This window comes from Paenibacillus sp. FA6, from assembly GCF_051550225.1.
Lineage (GTDB): Bacteria > Bacillota > Bacilli > Paenibacillales > Paenibacillaceae > Paenibacillus_AQ.
On record NZ_CP188820.1, the window covers coordinates 2,026,865 to 2,044,114 of the forward strand.

Sequence of the window (17,250 nt, forward strand, 5' to 3'; positions counted from 1 at the left end):
TTATTCTCGAGTCGACTTCATTTCTTTAGCCTTCATACCAGCTCGTCCTCGAAGTTCGCGAGTATCAATACCTTCATTATTCTCAATACATTGGTATACATCCAATGCTGCTTTGGATAATAAACCATTTTTATAACGGGTATCAGGCTTATCGATATGCCCATGAACCTTAAGTACATGTGGATACCAATCACGTGATACTAGAACAACTTTCTTTTTCAGTATTTTCCCATAAGCAGCTGTACCATCTCCAGGGAAACGAGCTCTCCACAACCGAGGATCCAACTCTGAACTTGTATGCCATTGATTCGGATCTGTCACGCTTCCTAGTGAGGGATGACTCGGGATGATTGTTGCCAGCGGCAATATACCAACACGCTGGATAAGCTGTGTGGCTTCTTCGTATGTATGAATCATTTCTTGTTCAAGTTCTAACTTCATATTTAATCATCTCCTTATATATTCATACGACGGAAATCTAATGGAGTCTCCAAGGTCATACAAGATAAACATAGACCATAGAATAGAACTATGAACCATTTGTTGAGGGGATGCTATAGTCATAGCCCCTTTAAAGGAGGAAAAAGATGTCCTACTTCTTCAATAAGATGAAACAAGGTGTCTCTGATGTGGGAAAAAAGGCTCAGAACACGGTTGAATCGGCAACATTGAAAATGCAAATATCATCGAAGGAAAAAGAAATAGATAAGAATTACACCGTCATTGGACGTATTATCCATCAATGTATCGCGCGTAAAGAAAGCATGATTCCCATTGCTGATATTCAGAAATATCAACAAATCATCGTGAAGCTTGAACATGAAATAGCCCATATGCAACGGAAGATGCAACAGATTCAGAGTCAAAAGGAATGTGGTTGTGGAAAAATGTTGCCTGCCGATGCAACCTATTGCCCTTTTTGCGGACAGCAGTTTCATACTGTGAAGGTGAAAACCGTTCCATCGAATAAACATAAATCCTCTAGTTCAATTCATTGTAATCAATGTGGTGCTTCTGTTACATACTCAGATCGCTTCTGTAGGGGTTGTGGACATGATTTGACTATGGGATGAAACGCTACATTTACTACTGTACAATAAAAAAAACCAGTCTAACACTTATTTTTGTGTTTTTGACTGGTTGTTGTTTGTTATGCTTGAATGAAATATATACGACTTGTCTCTTCCCAAATTTCGTTTGGTTCCAGACCGATAAGACCGATCTCTTCAGCATCTCTGCCCTCAATATTAGGTGCATTCACAAGGCTCATCTGCGGCTCAGCACAAAAGTATTGTCCACACGCAACATTATTCCAAATCATCCAATGCTTATAAGCTGTACCGACATCATAGATTAGCTTATCTCCTGTTCTAGTATCTGTAAGCTCCATCATATTACGACCATTCTGGGGACTCGATGTATAGTGATTATCCATGCTTGCCAAATAAGGATTAACACCCTCACTCTTCATCAATTGCTCATCTGCTGTTAGTGGTTGAATACGTCCTGTTGGTAACATGCGTTCATTGAGTTCCTGACGTTCTCCTATACTTACCTTCACAATATAATCGGAAGCTGAACTCTCGGGTACAAAAGGAGCATTAATTGCCGTATGGAAAGCGAGTAAATTCGGCATCCGTTCGCTACCTTCATTCTTCACTGTTACTTGTTGCTGAAGCCCTGCATCACTGAGCGTATAACGTAGTGTAATCGTAAATTCGAAAGGGAAATATTTCTTATATAGATGTCCTTCACTTACTTTTTGTGAAATAATTACCTTACTTTCATAAGCATCTGATGAGAAATGAACGACATCCCACGGGATGGTATGCATATACCCATGCAGATGATTCCCTGTGGCCGGCTCGTTGACTGGAAGCTCATATACCTTTCCCTCCCACGGGAATTTACCATCTTCGAAACGGTTCGGTGGGAACAATACGGGAATACCATAAATACCAGGATTGGCCTTAAAATGTTCCATCTCATCTTCTTTTGGCTCACGTAGGAAACGGTAACCCTTTTCTGTATCACGGAATAGGATCAAGTTTCCACCAATCTCTGGTAATATAGCTGCTTCAAAACGACCATGTGTTAACCATATTGCTTTCTCACCTTGGAAATTTGTTTCAAATGCGGAATGTTGAGTATTCATTATTTCCTCCTAAAGGTTATTGTAGCGTTACTTCCGGATATGCTTCATAATTACTTTCATCAGAAGGATAAGCTATAGATGAATATTTAATAATAATGGTTATTATATCATGTTCTTATACGTTATCCAAAAAGTAACTATGACATGAAAATAGTAGGCAGATACAGCGTAAATAATGTAAAATATAAGAGATGAAAGAATAAATGCCGTAATTTCCTTAGACGGTTTGTTGTTAGGGAGGGAAGTACCATGTCAAACCATTTGGATCTGTTGGTTTCAACAGATTTCAGTCAATTAAATAAACAACTTCAAGAAAAGGTTTATTATGAATATTATGATTATGTATATGGATTGGTTTATTACATCGTTAAAGATCATTCAACTACTGAAGATATTATACAGGATGCTTTTATTCAGGTGATTAAGAAGAAACCGATCTTTGAGAATGAAATAAAACTGAGGGCCTGGTTAAAAGTCGTGTCGCGGAACTCATCCATTAATTATTTAAGAAAAAATAAAAAACACCGTAACCAAGTTGATATTGATAGTGTTTATACATATATAGATGAAGCATTGCAGTCCCCTATCTCTGTAGAGCATTATGTGGAGAGTAAGATGATGAAGGATTCGATTCAATCTCTTGTGAATTCTTTGAAACCAGAGTATCGCGTACTCATTGAATACCGTTGGAAACAAGGTTTATCCTATAAAGAAATATCTGAAATACTCGATATTAGGGAAGAAGTCATTAAACAACGACTATTCCGGGCGCGAGAGAGCGTAAGGAAAAAGATGCACAAAGAATGGGGTGTTATTGATGAACAACGGAAAATTTGACCAATGGTTTGATGATGCCTATGAAAAAACGGTATCCTCTTCCTCCCTATCATCCGATGATTCAAAGAAACAATCCTGGCAGAAAGTTCAAGCTGAGATCTATAAATTAGATAAGTGGAAAAAAAGAAAGCGTCATTTCCAGCTTGCTGCTGTCGTAGCTGCATCCGTCACAGCAGGTGCTACTATATTTAACCCGCCAGCTGTAACTCAAGCTATCTCACCTGTGTACCAGTCGATCAAAGATTTAGGTAACGGTGTTATTAGTATTATTGTTGAGACCTACAGTCAACCTGATCAGGAAGGTGCCTTAACATCCTCGCCCCCTGGGTATTATCCTGAAGATCCGAATCATCCAACAGCTGTTTTGGATACTATATCTGAAGATAAATCGTTCGTGTATACACTGGAAGAAGCCAAGAGTAAGCTATCCTTTCCTTATCCCGATTTGCAAAGGATTCCAGAACGCTTTCAATTAATAAGTTCTGAATTGGCCGACTTAGCCCCTGGACAGAAGACGAATTCAATCACAATGACTTATAAATCATCTAATGATGAAACTATGCGGATTATATTGCATTCCATCAGCGAACGTCAGGTAAATACTTCCTCTGCCTCGGTAGATACCGAAGTTCTCACCCTAAACAATGATATTGAAGTCTTCTACACACCAGGTAGGTTTAATGATATTCAATTTATATATAATGGATTATCAATACGTATCTACGGGAATCTAACCAAAGAAGAACTTATTGATATGACGGAGAGCCTTCCACAGTAGATGAGTGCCACTGAAAAAGTCCATACTATTTTACAGCATTTGTCGTGAATGTGAAGCAAATGGTGTAGCGAAAAAAGAAAAAGCAGTCTGTCCTCGAATGAGGAGCGGACTGCTTTTTTTCAAGTCTTGGGTATTATTCAGATCATAAACCTTTAATTGATTCGCCTTACCCTTCTCTTCTTCAATCTAGCTTCAATAGCAATAGAATTTTCGAAACTAACGTTTGTTGACTACAGTATCATGTTTGTTATCTAGAAGTATCGAATGTTTCTAGTTTACAATGAAGTTAACAAGTGCAATACAAGTGAGATAATTCCGGAAGGAGTGACAGACATGAACTCTAAAGCCGAACACAAAGATAAAGGAAAGCGCTTACATATACGGATGCGCTGGCACAGGCAGGATACGGAACTAACCCTCTTGGCATTGCCGACAACGATTTGGTACATCCTGTTTAGTTTCTTACCGATGTTCGGGATTATTATTGCATTCAAAAATTTCAGAATTAGTGGCGGCTTCTTGAGTAATGTGTTTAATAGTCCATGGGTAGGCTTCAAAAACTTCGAGTTCTTATTCAAATCGAATGATGCATGGATCATTATTCGAAACACCGTTGGATACAATATTGTTTTTATCATTCTAGGCATTGTTCTGCCCGTCCTATTCGCTATTTTGATTGGACTCCTTCACAGCCGCAAAGCAAGTAAAGTTTATCAGACGATGATGTTCCTGCCCTATTTCCTATCCTGGGTTGTCGTATCTGCTGTAGGCTGGGCGTTCCTAAGTTTTGATAAAGGGATTGTCAATCAAATGCTCGTCAATATGGGCAGCGATCCAGTTAACTGGTATATGGAGCCGGCATACTGGCCATACATCCTTATTTTCTTAAATATCTGGAAAGGATTAGGTTACGGTATGGTCATTTATCTGGCAACCATCACAAGCCTTGACAGCACGTATTATGAAGCAGCTGTTATCGATGGTGCTTCCATTTGGCAGCAGACGAGATTTATTACATTGCCAATGCTCAAACTGGTTATCGTCATGATGTTCATTTTGTCAGTTGGACGCATATTTTACACTGATTTTGGCTTGTTCTATCAGGTCACGCGAGATTCCAATTCTCTGTTCAACGTAGCTACCACTATCGATGTCATGGTGTATAAACAACTGAAAACCGCTACAGTGGGGATGGCATCTGCTGCCGCATTCCTACAATCCGTTCTGGGTTGTGCAACTATTCTAATCGCTAACTGGATTGTTCGCAAAATTGATCCTGATAGCGCGATGATGTAAGGAGGTAATACGATGGCAACGAGAACAGTTTACGACACGGGCCTTGAGAAATTTAACCGTACAAACGGAATCGTGAACATCTTTTTCAACCTGATTTTTATCATCTTGTCGCTGATCTGTGTCATACCTGTAGTTGTTGTTCTATCCATTTCATTTTCCAGTGAGGCCTCCATACGTGAGACAGGATATCATCTGTTACCGATTGCTTTGTCAGGAGAGGCTTACACCTATATTGTCAGTCAGGGAACGATGATTCTGCGGGCGCTTGGCGTATCCGTACTTGTTACAGTGGTTGGTACTGTGCTCGGTGTATTTCTTACCACCTCCATGGGCTATGTCATTTCTCGCCCAACATACAAGCTAAAGGGCTTTCTGACTTGGGTAGTATTCATCCCAATGGTGTTCAATGGCGGTTTGGTTTCCAGCTACTTCATTAATTCAAATTTATTGGGACTAAAGGACAGCGTTTGGGCACTTATTCTACCACTGGCTGTCTCCTCGTTCAACGTTATCATTTGTAAAACTTTTTTCAAAAGTACGATTCCCGATGGGCTGATTGAATCTGCTGAAATTGATGGCGCGAGCCAGCTACGAATCTTTTTCTCAATCATCCTACCGATCTCCCTCCCGGTAATTGCAACAATTGGACTGTTTCTCTGCTTCTCTTACTGGAATGACTGGTTCCAATCGATGCTATACATCGACAACCAGAACCTATATTCTCTGCAAGCACTACTTAACAGCTTGATGAGCAATGTAGATGCACTCGCCAAGAATGCCGCAAGTATGGGCGTTAGCTACGCCATTCTCGTCGCAACGATGCCGAAGGAATCTGCCCGCATGGCTGTGGCCATTCTCATTGTTCTGCCTGTAGCCTTCGCCTACCCATTCTTCCAGAAGTATTTTATATCTGGACTAACGATCGGCGCTGTCAAAGGATAATAACGAAATAAGCCAAGCAAGCTTGGTTTATGATAGTTCACTGTGTAACTATTACGGTGAAATAATTTCAAAAAGGGGGAAATGAAATGAAGAAATCATTGAAGTTCATCTCTACACTCTGTGTTCTAACACTAATGTTAACTCTCTTCGCAGCCTGTGGCGGTTCGAAAACTGCCCCTACAACAGATGGATCTACGACGACAACAGACACACCAAAGGACACCGCAACTACCAATAAGGATATTCCGACTTTGGTCTGGTGGATCATCGGTGGCCAAGTGCCTGATACCTTCAGCAAAGGTATTGATGCCATGAATGCATACACAGCTGAGAAGATTGGTGTGAAAATTGACATCAAGGTAGCCAGCTGGGGTGACTGGGATACAAAAATAAACACCATTGTGAATACTGGCGAACCATTCGACATTATGTTTACGAACAGCGGTAAATACAGCAAGCAAGTGGCTATGGGCGCTTTTGCCGATATTACTGATCTTGTTCAAAGTGAAACTCCTGACTTATACAAATTGATTCCAGAAAAGGTATGGGAGGGTACAAAAATTGGTGGCAAGTATTATTCCGTTCCTACCTATAAGGATTCAGCACTAACGCAGTATTGGGTATTAGATGATAAATATGTGCAAAAGTATAATATTGATATCAACAATATCAAAACACTACAGGATCTTGATAAGCCTCTGCGCGATATGAAGGCTGGCGAAGGTAAGAGCTTCTACCCATTGCCAATGACGCAAGGAGAAGGCTTGAACGGTTTCTTTAACGGTTATGACGATTTAACACTAGGCTTCACTCCAATAGGCGTAAAAGCTGACGATGCATCACGTACTGTTGTCTCTGTTCTCGAGCAACCTGATATTATGGCCGGTTTGAATCTCTTCCATCAATGGTATCAGGATGGCATCATCAATCCCGATGCTCCGACTAAAACGGAGAACGACAAAGGCAGACCATTCTTTGCAGCTCAGGCATTCCCAGGAGCAGAAGTGAACTGGCAAATCAATGATGCTGTTCAAAAGTATGATATGTTCCAGAACTATGGACCTATTTATACAACGAGTACGATTCAAGGGTCTCTAAACGCGATTTCCGCAAATTCGAAATATAAGAAAGAAGCTATGAAGTACCTCGAATTAGTCAATACAGATCCAAAGCTGCGCAATATGCTGGCATTCGGTGAGTTAGGCGTAGACTACCAAAATGTCGATGGTGAAAAGGTCATCGAGCGTATGTCCGATACTTGGCCGTTAGCTGCTTACTCTCAAGGTACATTCTTTAATCTAGCGGTTACAAAAGGTGCTCCAGTAGATCAATGGGAACAGGTTAAAAAGCTAAATGATGCAGCGACCTCTTCCACTCTACTCGGCTTCGGATTGGACGTCAGCAGTATTCAGACAGAAGTGGCGAATTGCCAAGCTGTATGGGATAAATACAGATATGAACTAATTACAGGCGCATCCGATCCGGAGAAAATGGTGCCCAAGATTACAGCTGAATTAAAGTCCGCTGGTATGGACACGATTATGAAAGCTGCTCAAGAACAAATTAATAATTACTTCAAGTAAGTATAAATTCAGTAGCATCCCTTATCGAGACATTCTGTAAGGGATGCCTTTTTTCTTACTATCTATGATGCTTTGCTTAATCATGTTAGAATAGTGTGGTAAGCGCTTACTTTTAACGATCTACTGCAATTGAGGTGTCCTATGAGCTCCTTTTTACAAATTAAAATTTATCGTCACAAGTTTATTGCCTATGTTATCTTCGTTGTGACCATTGGACTCACGCTTGGCATTCTGACCTGCGCAATGCTGCTGAATCAATGGGTTGGTGATGCCCGTATAGAGGCTGCTAATGCTTTCGCTGGTGTAGAGAATGAGTTGCAGTATGATGACGACCGAATTCAGGCTTACATGCAGCGTATTTACTCCAATATTAGTCTGATGGATGATGTTCGCAGCTTTTTAAGCAGTAGTACTGAAGAATACTTAACTTTTAGACTGCAAAACAGCCAATTCTCACAACCGCTGGTATCCTTCCCAGAGGATATTAAAACCTACCTGTACAGCTGGGCGCAAGGTGAAATAACGCAGATTAGTCTACATACCAATCAGTATGGCAATGTCGTAAGCTTTAACGATAACGGAATTTCGAGCTTCATGTTCGGTCTTCCAAATACAGATGATGCTTTTCAGGATACAATTCTAAAGGGATTCGTATATCGTAAGAAACTATCGGATCCAACACTGGGCTCACAGGAATTCGGGGAGCTTCGCTTCTTGATCAACAGTGATCAAATCTTTAAATCTATACAAAATTATCGATTTGGGCAAGGTGCTGCAGTCAGTGCTTCTGGTGAAGTATACATTATCGGTAACGGACAGGACCAAGACGGATTGAAGGAACTATCCCTTCTGGCGGCGGCGAATGAACGCAGTCATGGGTTTATTTCGAAAGGTTTTTTTAAGCATATATTTTTTGTCACCTATCCATCCACCAAGTTCAATTTCAAATTCGTTAGTTTCATTGATTTATTTATGCTGATTCGAGAACATGCCAGGATGCTCATCACCATCTTTCTAATCGTGTTAACGACCATGATTAGTGTACTTATGCTCATTGTGTACAATATGCGGGATGACGCCCGCTTCCTGCACCGCATTATTCAATCGATTGGACGCGTGAAAACAGCCAATTTTACACTTCATCGCCCTTCCCGTTATCGTCGAAATGAATACGGCATGATCGCCCGAGAATTAGACGATATGATTCAGCAATTAGATAAGCATATCCGTAATGAATATTTGCTTAAGCTGAAGCAGCAAGAAACGGAGATGAAGGCGCTTCAGCATCAGATTAATCCTCATTTTTTATACAACACGTTAGAGGTTATCCGTTCCACTGCCCTTGTTAATCAGGACAGGGAGACCGCTGACGCAATTGCTACTTTGGGGTCTCTCTATCGTGAAATTGTCAAAAAGGAAAATATCATATCGCTTGCGAGCGAGTTGGAATTGCTGCAGAAGTACTTGGTGATTATGGAGTTTAAGTATCCCGGGCGTTTTTATTATCAAGTCAATGTAGAACCGACGTTACTCTCAATCCCCACCGTGAAATTCTGGATGCAGCCTTTGGCTGAGAATTTTTTCATCCATGGCTTTATCGCTAGTAATGAGCTTAACCTTTATGTAGTTAATGGTTGGGAAGCTGAATACGATTATGTATTAGAATTTGTAGATAATGGGCTTGGTATTCATGCGGAGCATTTAAATGCAGTTCGAAACACAATGACCAACAATGATGATACTTCATCCAATAGTATCGGTTTACGCAACGTATACACACGACTTCATTTCTTCTATGGGAACAGCTTTACTATAGAAATTGAGAATAATGAGGAAGCTGGAGTTAAGATTTATATACGGATTCCAAAAGAGGTGATTGAACATGTACAAGCTGCTGATTATGGATGACGAACCTCAGATTTTGGAGGGGATGAAGCGAATTCTGGACTGGAAACGATACGGCTTCACTCGGATCGATACCTGCGAATCTACGGAGGTGGCCCTATCCAAGGTTGTAGACCTGCTACCAGATATCGCAATTTTTGATGTCTGCGTTGGCAAGAATCTTGGATATGAAACTATCTATAGACTCAACGAGCTCCAAATCCCTACGAAATATATTATTATGAGTGGCTATAGTGAATTCAAGTATGCCCAAGAAGCCATTCGCTGTGGCGTCAAAGACTATCTACTCAAGCCTATAGAACGAACAAAGCTACAGCAAGTTATTGAGAAAATTATTGTTGAAGATCTTAATGGCACGATAGGTAATATTAGCTGCGAGAGTTTGAACAAGGATCCGGTACTGGGTGTAAGCTATGACAGCTTATCCAAGCTGGTCAACCGCATTCTGCTGATGATCAAGACAGAATATGCCCAGAATATTACCTTGAAATTAGTGGCAGATCGCTTCCAGATGAACAGTACCTATCTTGGACAATTATTTCTCAAAGAATCCGAAATGAAATTTTCAGAATACCTAATGGCTTACCGAATGATCCTCGCACAAGAACGAATTCAATCTTCAGATGAGAAGATTTCTTATATCGCGCTTTCTGTCGGCTACAACAATCTCAATTATTTCTATACACACTTTCAAAGCTTTTTCGGAAAGTCTCCCTCTGATCTGCGTGTTAAAGGTTAATAACGAACTCGGCTGAAAGGAGAATATCGATGCTAAAGCGCTCTAGACACAGGTATATCTTCATGACAATCAGTATTTTACTACTACTCACAGCGTATACGACCGGTTGTTCCCTGCAGCCTAGTATAAACAACGACGCTAAATATCATGGTGACACTGTAAATCTGATTTATTATACAATTGGAGATCCTGACAAGGACCTCCAACTCGTAAATGATAAAATCAATGAAATTATGGCTCGTAAAATTGGCGTGACTATCACCTATATCAAGGTAGGTTGGCAGGAGTATGAAGATCGGCTGAACACACTTATTTCCGCAGGAAGTCCTTTCGATATTGCTTTTGCACCCAATTATGCAACCACCGCTATGCGCGGTTCATGGCTAAGACTTGATGACGATCTTACGAGTCTGGGTAAGGATTTGTACGACACCATTGACCCAACCTTTTGGCAAGGGGTACGAATGAATGATGGAAGCATTTATGGTGTACCTACCAATAAAGAGCTGGCCGTACGTGATCATTGGATGTACCCTGCTTCAATAGTGAACAAGTACAATATCGACATTACCAAGTACAATACGCTAGAATCGCTAGAACCGTTACTCCGGATGATTCAACAGGATGAGCCTGCATACATACCCATGGAATTGGATCAGGATTCACACAATTTCTTCGCTCTCTATGGCTACGAATATATTTTGAATCATAAAGTTCCCTTGATGGTGAAATCGCTAGACCCTAACGCGATGGTCGTAAATATCTTCGAAACAAAGGAAGCACGGCAAGTATTAGACACATTACGGCGTTATTATAAGGAAGGCTTCATTAACATGGACGCAGCGCTACGGGAGCCCGGCGGACTTAAGCGTGGTGCTAAAGTGTTCTGGAAGTCCTCCGGTAGTGGCCCACTCCCGGAGACTACTTGGAGTAAGGATCGCGGCTACAAGGTTGTATCGAATCCCGTAACCGCGAGCATCGTCACCACGGAATCAGTCCGGGCAGGAATCATGGCTGTTAATGCCAACACCAACCATCCCGTTGAGTGTATTCAGTTTCTGAATCTACTCAATACCGACCCTGAAATACGAAACTTATTTAATTATGGTATTGAAGGACTGCATTACACGCTGAATGAATATGGGCAGGCGGTCCCAATTCCTAGCAAAGATAGCTATGGTGACCCGATCCCTGATGCATCAGCAAGCTATTCAGGAGTACAATACACACAGGGTAACTGGTTTATCCTGAAAACCATGGGCGGTGATAACCCGGAACCCCTCGATAAATGGGATCAATTCCGCAATTACAACGCTGAAGTAATCAAGTCCACCGTTCTCGGTTTTACTCCTGATCTATCCAAGCTGACCGCCCAAACCGATAACATCGAGATGGTTTGGAAGAAATACTATTCAAGCCTCATGACTGGAACCGTCGATGTTGACACGATCCTCACCAAGTTTAACGAGGAGCTAAACCAAGCAGGCATCAATGAGGTCCGGGAAGAAGTGCAGAAACAGTTGGATACGTGGCTGGCCAAAGTGAGGTAAGTGCCATTACGGAAGTACCGCCAAACTCCTGCCAGAACCATAAGTAAGGCTATAGCCTCGATGACGACAAGCTGAACCATTTAAAGGAATTCGTAGAAGATAACGAGGGTTGATAAAAATGAGGGTAAACAGCTTCAAATATCGTCATACTCTTTTTCAATTTTATCTCCTTTTTCCGACAATTGTCTTCATAAATAGTCAAAGGGTGGTATCAGCTTCGCTGGTACCACCCTTTGATGTTGCACTCTTCTATTGTGTAATAAGTAGCGACGAGGTATGAATCACGTATTCTTCTTTAATAGAACCCTTCTTAATCCAATGGTTACCCATTCCACGATAATAATAACCCGCAGTTACGCTCCAATCAGCCATACCAACGTAACTGTCACTTGATGTGGTCGATAGTGTTGTGGTCTGAACGGTTACCCATTCAGTACCTGTCCAACGCTGAATGGACACATCAGCTCCTAGAGAGTTCACTATTTCGTATGCTACCGTTGTTGCTCTGAGTCTTGCCTTCAAGTTACCTAGAGCCGAGATGGTTAGTTGTCCATCATACAGATATTTGAAACTCGGATTTAAGGCTAAGGACGACACCTCCTCCTGCGGTGGAGGTGTTGTAAGTGCCCCCGGTACTTTAGATTCATCTGCACTCACCTCAATGGCAAACATCATACTCATTAATGCGACTAATAGTGTTAAGGTTAAACATTTCTTGGAGATTTTACTTATCATTAGCTAATCTTCCTCTCTGGATTATCCTGGGATATAATATAAACGCAGATAACCAGAGAGTAGTTACAGGTTTTAACAAATTATTTTTCAGACAGTATCTCAAGCCCCTTCGTACTTAGTTTGAAACTCCATCTTGTGCAATAGTATTCGTGAAATACGCTTGTTATCCGTTTCTTCCACTATATATATATGATCGTCAAATTCTACGGATTGCCCCTTCTGAGGTGGAATCGTCTCAAGCCGCGAATAAAGCCAGCCACCAATTGTATCATAATCAGTAGTATCCATATCCAACTCGAAACGTTCATTAATCTCATCAATCAACATTAATCCATCAATAGAGAATTCATCATCATTTATTTTCTCAATTACAGGTCGTTCTTCATCAAATTCATCCTGAATTTCACCTACGATTTCCTCCATAATATCTTCCATGGTTACAAGACCTGAAGTACCGCCATACTCATCAATTAATATGGCGATTTGAGACTTACCACGTTGCATCAACTTCAGTAATGTACTGATGTGGATAGACTCAGGAACGGTAATGATAGGACGAACAATCGATGGGTATTCAATATCATTCGCTCTAATTAAGTCCTTGATATGAATGAATCCTATAATATTATCTTTGTCTCCTTCGCAAAAAGGATAACGTGTTCTCATAGCATCATATGCGATTTCAAGGTTCTCTTCTCTTGGAACGTGTTTATAAAGGCAGATCATTTCCGTTCGAGGGATCATGATCTCGCGTGCGGTCGTCTCCGCAAATCCAAAGATATTATCTACAAGTGCGAGTTCTGTATTGTTAATTAGCCCACTTTTATTACTTTCCTGCATAAGAATACGTATTTCTTGCTCTGTATGAGCGGAATCTAGTTCAGTGTCAGGTGTAATGTGTAAAATCCTCAATATTAGATTAGCCAATCCATTCAATATCCATATAAACGGAGACATCACCTTGTAAAATAACGTCATCGGTGCCGCAGATAGCAATGTTACCGTATCTGCTTTCCGCAGAGCAAACGTCTTGGGTGCGATTTCACCTAAGACAGAATGAAGTATCGTAATGATAATGAATGATATGGTTAATGAAATACCATACACTACAGTTTCACTATATCCGAATATGCCAAAAAGAGGATGTAACCATCGTGCAATCGCTGGTGCACCAATCCATCCAAGACCTAATGATGATATTGTAATTCCTAGTTGACAAGCTAATAAGTATGAATCTAGGTTACTCGTAATATTTCTTGCTAATATAGCACCTTTACGTCCGTCTGCTACAAGTGTATCCATCCGGCTACTCCTTGCTTTTACCATGGCATACTCAGCTGAAACAAAAAAACCATTTAACGCTATTAATGCAAAAACAATAAATAAATTTAGTTCACTCGGTAATGGGTCCAATCTCATTCCTACTCGTCGTAATCCTTCACTGACGAATAGGTACACCTCCTTCGTTTTTTAAAAATGGTATGACAATCAATGAACAGTTCTACTCCATGCAGCATCAATACCCCAAGTAACTCATCTCCATTCCATCCAAAAGTAATCCTTATATTTAATTATATAGTTATACAATACACAGTCAAACACTAAGGTATGACTGTATTTAACAGAAACATTGTGTTTTAATGAGAAAACAGCGGTTTAACGGTCTAAAAGGGGTGCCTTCGTCAATTCAGACGAAATGCACCCCTTTTAGGGTATTTAGATCAATTTTATCATCTCGGTTGTACTGGATTTCCAATAACTCCAGGATATTGATAATTAATCGGCTCATCAAAGGTAATATAATCTAAGTAAATCGTTAACAATACAACTCTGCGTCCAGTAGTCTTTTCACTAATAATGATGTGATCACGACCTGCTGCCTCCACAACTCCTTGGAATATTTTGGCATTCCATTCCTTATTATTCTCATAAGTCATATAAAATGTTCCTGTCTTCCCTAAATTGGCACGTAAGATATTCTCAATATAGGATTGTTCAAAAACAGGCGCATTCGTCTGTACAACGTTCCCTGTTGGTGTCATCGGATTTCCACTTGATACTTGTGGTGGTTTCATATATGAACCCCCTACTCCCATTCCTTGGCCCATAGGAGCATTATAGAGCCCCCGCTCATTTCCAAAATTATAAGATACCGGTTGAAAAGGTTGCATCATCATGATCACAATTCCTCCTTATGTTTACAAATCATAACTTCATTTTTATTTTCAGTCATATTTCATTTAATAGACTGTCGGGCAATCTGCCGAAGTCGGAGTAAAGAAGCAGTGCGCTTTATATCTTCCTGTATTCACCTGATTATACCAAGTAGCTGGGCAGTTTCCTTCTGGTCTGAAGAACCAAAGAGCATTACTTGCAGGCCATCTACGTTCACCATTAATGGCTCTTTTAGCGAGTCGAATATCTTTTTCACGAGCTCTTTGATAGAAATATCCTTTTTGCGTAGCTTCAAATCCACCTGGACTTTGAAAAACCATGTCATTCAAGTTGCGAATAGCATTGAAATCCAGACAATCACCTAAGACGCGATTTACGCCTACATTACCGACCATTAGCATGCCTGGTTCTCCATCCTCTTCAGCTTCAGCTCTCATTAATCGTGCTAACAGCTTCGTATGTTCTGTAGTTGCTTTAACAGCGGGCACCCTAACACCTCCTTGTTGTGTGAACTCTCTAACTTCACCTTATCTTATGTACAGCAGCCCAGATGGTGCCTGTTTTAAATCATTTTGTAATTTTACATTTGGTTAATATTCCGCGAATATCCAAGCTTTATGATCAGATGGTAGTTGAATAGCAGAGAGTGAGGTTCACACGTTTATGGAAAAAGAAATCATCCTACCCAAAGTCTTATCACGATCCTTTTTACATTCGTTCTCTACACGTTCTTTACGAACAAATCGTTTGTTAGAACGCGTGCTGGCATTTACATTTCTGGCTCCTTCATTATTGTTGTTTAGTATTTTTCTCTTCTACCCCCTCATTAAATCAGTATATTTGAGCATGTATCTAACCGATCCGAGGGGGCGTGTAGCACAGTATGTAGGACTACGTAACTTCACAGATTTATTGACCTCAGAACTTTTCTACAAAAGTATTACCGTTACCTTAAGTTTCATTCTAATGACAATTCCCACAGGTATTGCCTTGGCACTATTGCTCGCAGCTCTGGTGCAAAATAAAGGGCGCGGCATGTTTCTATTTCGCTTTATCTTCTCCTTACCCATGGCGATCTCAGTAGGTACTGGCTCTATTATCTGGATGATTCTATATCATCCTACTCTAGGAGTGTTGAACTACTCCCTCACTCTGATGAATATCGCACCAATTCATTGGCTCACCGACCCTAAATGGGCGCTAATATCTATTTCATTGATGACCGTATGGATGAACTTAGGTTTTCAATTCATTGTATTGCTCAGTGGTATGCAAAGTGTCCCGGAAGATATTTACGATAGCGCTAAGATAGATGGAGCAGGATCATTCCGTACTTTTTTTAAACTTACATTGCCACTGATTACTCCTTCCTTATTCTTTGTAGGAGTTGTATCCATGATTGGTGCCTTTCAGTCATTTGGGCAGATCAACATTCTGACCAAGGGTGGTCCAATGAACAGTACCAACGTCATGGTGTTCAATATATATCAAGATGCATTTGTGAATTTTAGATTTGGAGTTGGCAGTGCACAAGCCTTAATTCTGTTTTTTATCATTCTTATACTTACATTGATCCAATTCAAGTTCCTTGAGAAGAAGGTGCATTATCAATGATTATGAACACCATGAATCGAAGCTTTTTAATTGTCACATTATTATTAGTTTCATGTCTGATCCTTTTCCCTCTACTCTACACCCTATCCTCATCATTTATGACAAATGCAGAATCAGCTGTATATCCCCCTCGATGGATACCTAGTCAACTCCGTTGGGATAACTATATAGAAGTCATCCAGACTATTCCGATCATGCGTTTTATCGGAAATAGCTTCATAGTATCTACATTAATCATGCTCGGACAGATTATAACTGCAAGTACAGCTGCATATGCTTTCGCCTTTCTTCGATTTCCGGGCAAAGCTTTTCTATTTGCCTTATTCCTTGCAACCATGATGATTCCTTGGGAAGTAACGATGATCCCTAACTATATGACGGTTAAGAATTGGAATTTACTTGATAGCTACCCAGGCTTGATCTTACCTTTTCTCGCTTCGGCATTTGGGACATTCCTACTAAGACAGGCTTATCTACAGTTACCCTACGAATTATTTGAAGCCGCGAGGATCGATGGATGTGGACATATCCGTATTTTCCTCTCCCTTGTTGTACCCTTATCTACACCTGCTATTGCGACGCTAGGCGTCTATACATTCTTGAATCACTGGAACAATTATTTATGGCCACTTCTTATTACCAACAAGAAAGAAATGCGTACCGTTCAAATTGGGATCAGTATGCTGCAATTCGAGGAGATGACTTCTTGGAATTTAGTCTTAGCAGGGGTAGTACTTGTTCTACTTCCTTCTCTCCTATTGCTTATTCTTGGTCTAAAGCCACTTGTAAAAGGAATAACTGCTGGAGCTCTTAAGGGCTAATGGTGAGCACTTTAACCTTAATATTATTTCAAATTGCGATCCGACATTAGAGAGTTCCTAACAGGAATATTTCTAATTTTAGATAAAATATAGATTTAATAAGGGAGAGAACATGAGACC

At 40.5% G+C, this 17,250-nt stretch carries 17 protein-coding genes; 11 read left to right on the plus strand and 6 right to left on the minus strand.

Going from position 1 to position 17,250, the window contains the following annotated elements:
* On the minus strand, positions 1–441 hold the full coding sequence (locus tag ACP8HI_RS09420) for an AlkZ-related protein (RefSeq protein ID WP_438350835.1): 441 nt from the start codon (positions 439–441) through the stop codon (positions 1–3).
* 146 nt (positions 442–587) lie between these two features.
* Between ACP8HI_RS09420 and ACP8HI_RS09425 the strand changes: the two genes are divergently transcribed.
* A complete protein-coding gene (locus tag ACP8HI_RS09425) occupies positions 588–1,073 on the plus strand; it encodes a double zinc ribbon domain-containing protein (protein WP_438350836.1) in 486 nt (161 codons plus the stop codon).
* A gap of 77 nt (positions 1,074–1,150) precedes the next feature.
* Here the strand turns inward: ACP8HI_RS09425 and ACP8HI_RS09430 are convergent, their stop codons facing one another.
* Positions 1,151–2,155, minus strand: coding sequence for an aldose 1-epimerase (locus ACP8HI_RS09430; RefSeq protein ID WP_438350837.1), 1,005 nt, complete (start codon positions 2,153–2,155; stop codon positions 1,151–1,153).
* Positions 2,156–2,404: 249 nt separating this feature from the next.
* Between ACP8HI_RS09430 and ACP8HI_RS09435 the strand changes: the two genes are divergently transcribed.
* The 8 genes from ACP8HI_RS09435 (at position 2,405) to ACP8HI_RS09470 (ending at position 11,785) form a co-directional block, all read left to right on the plus strand.
* The gene (locus ACP8HI_RS09435; RefSeq protein ID WP_438350838.1) at positions 2,405–2,992 is read left to right on the plus strand and encodes an RNA polymerase sigma factor; all 588 of its coding nucleotides are present in this window, start codon (positions 2,405–2,407) and stop codon (positions 2,990–2,992) included.
* Entirely contained in the window at positions 2,973–3,770 is a 798-nt protein-coding gene (locus tag ACP8HI_RS09440; RefSeq protein WP_438350839.1) for a DUF4367 domain-containing protein, read from the plus strand. Before ACP8HI_RS09435 ends, ACP8HI_RS09440 begins: the two co-directional genes overlap by 20 nt.
* A gap of 333 nt (positions 3,771–4,103) precedes the next feature.
* Positions 4,104–5,066, plus strand: coding sequence for an ABC transporter permease (locus tag ACP8HI_RS09445; protein ID WP_438350840.1), 963 nt, complete (start codon positions 4,104–4,106; stop codon positions 5,064–5,066).
* A 12-nt stretch (positions 5,067–5,078) separates the two neighbouring features.
* A complete protein-coding gene (locus ACP8HI_RS09450) occupies positions 5,079–6,008 on the plus strand; it encodes a carbohydrate ABC transporter permease (protein WP_438350841.1) in 930 nt (309 codons plus the stop codon).
* Positions 6,009–6,094: 86 nt separating this feature from the next.
* Entirely contained in the window at positions 6,095–7,591 is a 1,497-nt protein-coding gene (locus ACP8HI_RS09455; RefSeq protein ID WP_438350842.1) for an ABC transporter substrate-binding protein, read from the plus strand.
* A gap of 141 nt (positions 7,592–7,732) precedes the next feature.
* Complete coding sequence (locus ACP8HI_RS09460) at positions 7,733–9,499, plus strand: sensor histidine kinase (protein WP_438350843.1); 1,767 nt, start codon at positions 7,733–7,735, stop codon at positions 9,497–9,499.
* Entirely contained in the window at positions 9,474–10,235 is a 762-nt protein-coding gene (locus ACP8HI_RS09465; RefSeq protein WP_438350844.1) for a response regulator transcription factor, read from the plus strand. Before ACP8HI_RS09460 ends, ACP8HI_RS09465 begins: the two co-directional genes overlap by 26 nt.
* A 62-nt stretch (positions 10,236–10,297) precedes the next feature.
* Positions 10,298–11,785 carry an ABC transporter substrate-binding protein gene (locus tag ACP8HI_RS09470; RefSeq protein WP_438350845.1) on the plus strand — a complete coding sequence of 496 codons (1,488 nt, stop codon included), beginning with the start codon at positions 10,298–10,300 and terminating at the stop codon, positions 11,783–11,785.
* A 249-nt stretch (positions 11,786–12,034) separates the two neighbouring features.
* Here the strand turns inward: ACP8HI_RS09470 and ACP8HI_RS09475 are convergent, their stop codons facing one another.
* The 4 genes from ACP8HI_RS09475 to ACP8HI_RS09490 form a co-directional block, all read right to left on the minus strand.
* Complete coding sequence (locus ACP8HI_RS09475; protein WP_438350846.1) at positions 12,035–12,520, minus strand: hypothetical protein; 486 nt, start codon at positions 12,518–12,520, stop codon at positions 12,035–12,037.
* Between the two features lie 99 nt (positions 12,521–12,619).
* Positions 12,620–13,939 carry a hemolysin family protein gene (locus ACP8HI_RS09480; protein WP_438350847.1) on the minus strand — a complete coding sequence of 440 codons (1,320 nt, stop codon included), beginning with the start codon at positions 13,937–13,939 and terminating at the stop codon, positions 12,620–12,622.
* 311 nt (positions 13,940–14,250) lie between these two features.
* On the minus strand, positions 14,251–14,700 hold the full coding sequence (gene gerQ / locus ACP8HI_RS09485; protein ID WP_438351762.1) for a spore coat protein GerQ: 450 nt from the start codon (positions 14,698–14,700) through the stop codon (positions 14,251–14,253).
* 60 nt (positions 14,701–14,760) lie between these two features.
* Positions 14,761–15,132, minus strand: coding sequence for a cell wall hydrolase (locus tag ACP8HI_RS09490; protein WP_438351763.1), 372 nt, complete (start codon positions 15,130–15,132; stop codon positions 14,761–14,763).
* A 226-nt stretch (positions 15,133–15,358) separates the two neighbouring features.
* Between ACP8HI_RS09490 and ACP8HI_RS09495 the strand changes: the two genes are divergently transcribed.
* Entirely contained in the window at positions 15,359–16,309 is a 951-nt protein-coding gene (locus tag ACP8HI_RS09495; protein WP_438350848.1) for a carbohydrate ABC transporter permease, read from the plus strand.
* Between the two features lie 2 nt (positions 16,310–16,311).
* Complete coding sequence (locus ACP8HI_RS09500; protein WP_438351764.1) at positions 16,312–17,130, plus strand: carbohydrate ABC transporter permease; 819 nt, start codon at positions 16,312–16,314, stop codon at positions 17,128–17,130.
* Positions 17,131–17,250: the final 120 nt, after the last annotated feature.

Bases quoted from the DNA above. Each gene is read 5' to 3' on its own strand.
- ACP8HI_RS09445 (WP_438350840.1), top strand. From the start codon at position 4,104: ATGAACTCTAAAGCCGAACACAAAGATAAAGGAAAGCGCTTACATATA.
- ACP8HI_RS09460 (WP_438350843.1), top strand. From the start codon at position 7,733: ATGAGCTCCTTTTTACAAATTAAAATTTATCGTCACAAGTTTATTGCC.
- ACP8HI_RS09500 (WP_438351764.1), top strand. From the start codon at position 16,312: ATGAACACCATGAATCGAAGCTTTTTAATTGTCACATTATTATTAGTT.
- ACP8HI_RS09495 (WP_438350848.1), top strand. From the start codon at position 15,359: ATGGAAAAAGAAATCATCCTACCCAAAGTCTTATCACGATCCTTTTTA.
- ACP8HI_RS09450 (WP_438350841.1), top strand. From the start codon at position 5,079: ATGGCAACGAGAACAGTTTACGACACGGGCCTTGAGAAATTTAACCGT.
- ACP8HI_RS09480 (WP_438350847.1), bottom strand. From the start codon at position 13,939: ATGAGATTGGACCCATTACCGAGTGAACTAAATTTATTTATTGTTTTT.
- ACP8HI_RS09420 (WP_438350835.1), bottom strand. From the start codon at position 441: ATGAAGTTAGAACTTGAACAAGAAATGATTCATACATACGAAGAAGCC.
- ACP8HI_RS09440 (WP_438350839.1), top strand. From the start codon at position 2,973: ATGAACAACGGAAAATTTGACCAATGGTTTGATGATGCCTATGAAAAA.
- ACP8HI_RS09465 (WP_438350844.1), top strand. From the start codon at position 9,474: ATGTACAAGCTGCTGATTATGGATGACGAACCTCAGATTTTGGAGGGG.
- ACP8HI_RS09435 (WP_438350838.1), top strand. From the start codon at position 2,405: ATGTCAAACCATTTGGATCTGTTGGTTTCAACAGATTTCAGTCAATTA.
- ACP8HI_RS09430 (WP_438350837.1), bottom strand. From the start codon at position 2,155: ATGAATACTCAACATTCCGCATTTGAAACAAATTTCCAAGGTGAGAAA.
- ACP8HI_RS09470 (WP_438350845.1), top strand. From the start codon at position 10,298: ATGACAATCAGTATTTTACTACTACTCACAGCGTATACGACCGGTTGT.
- ACP8HI_RS09455 (WP_438350842.1), top strand. From the start codon at position 6,095: ATGAAGAAATCATTGAAGTTCATCTCTACACTCTGTGTTCTAACACTA.
- ACP8HI_RS09475 (WP_438350846.1), bottom strand. From the start codon at position 12,520: ATGATAAGTAAAATCTCCAAGAAATGTTTAACCTTAACACTATTAGTC.
- ACP8HI_RS09490 (WP_438351763.1), bottom strand. From the start codon at position 15,132: ATGAGAGCTGAAGCTGAAGAGGATGGAGAACCAGGCATGCTAATGGTC.
- ACP8HI_RS09425 (WP_438350836.1), top strand. From the start codon at position 588: ATGTCCTACTTCTTCAATAAGATGAAACAAGGTGTCTCTGATGTGGGA.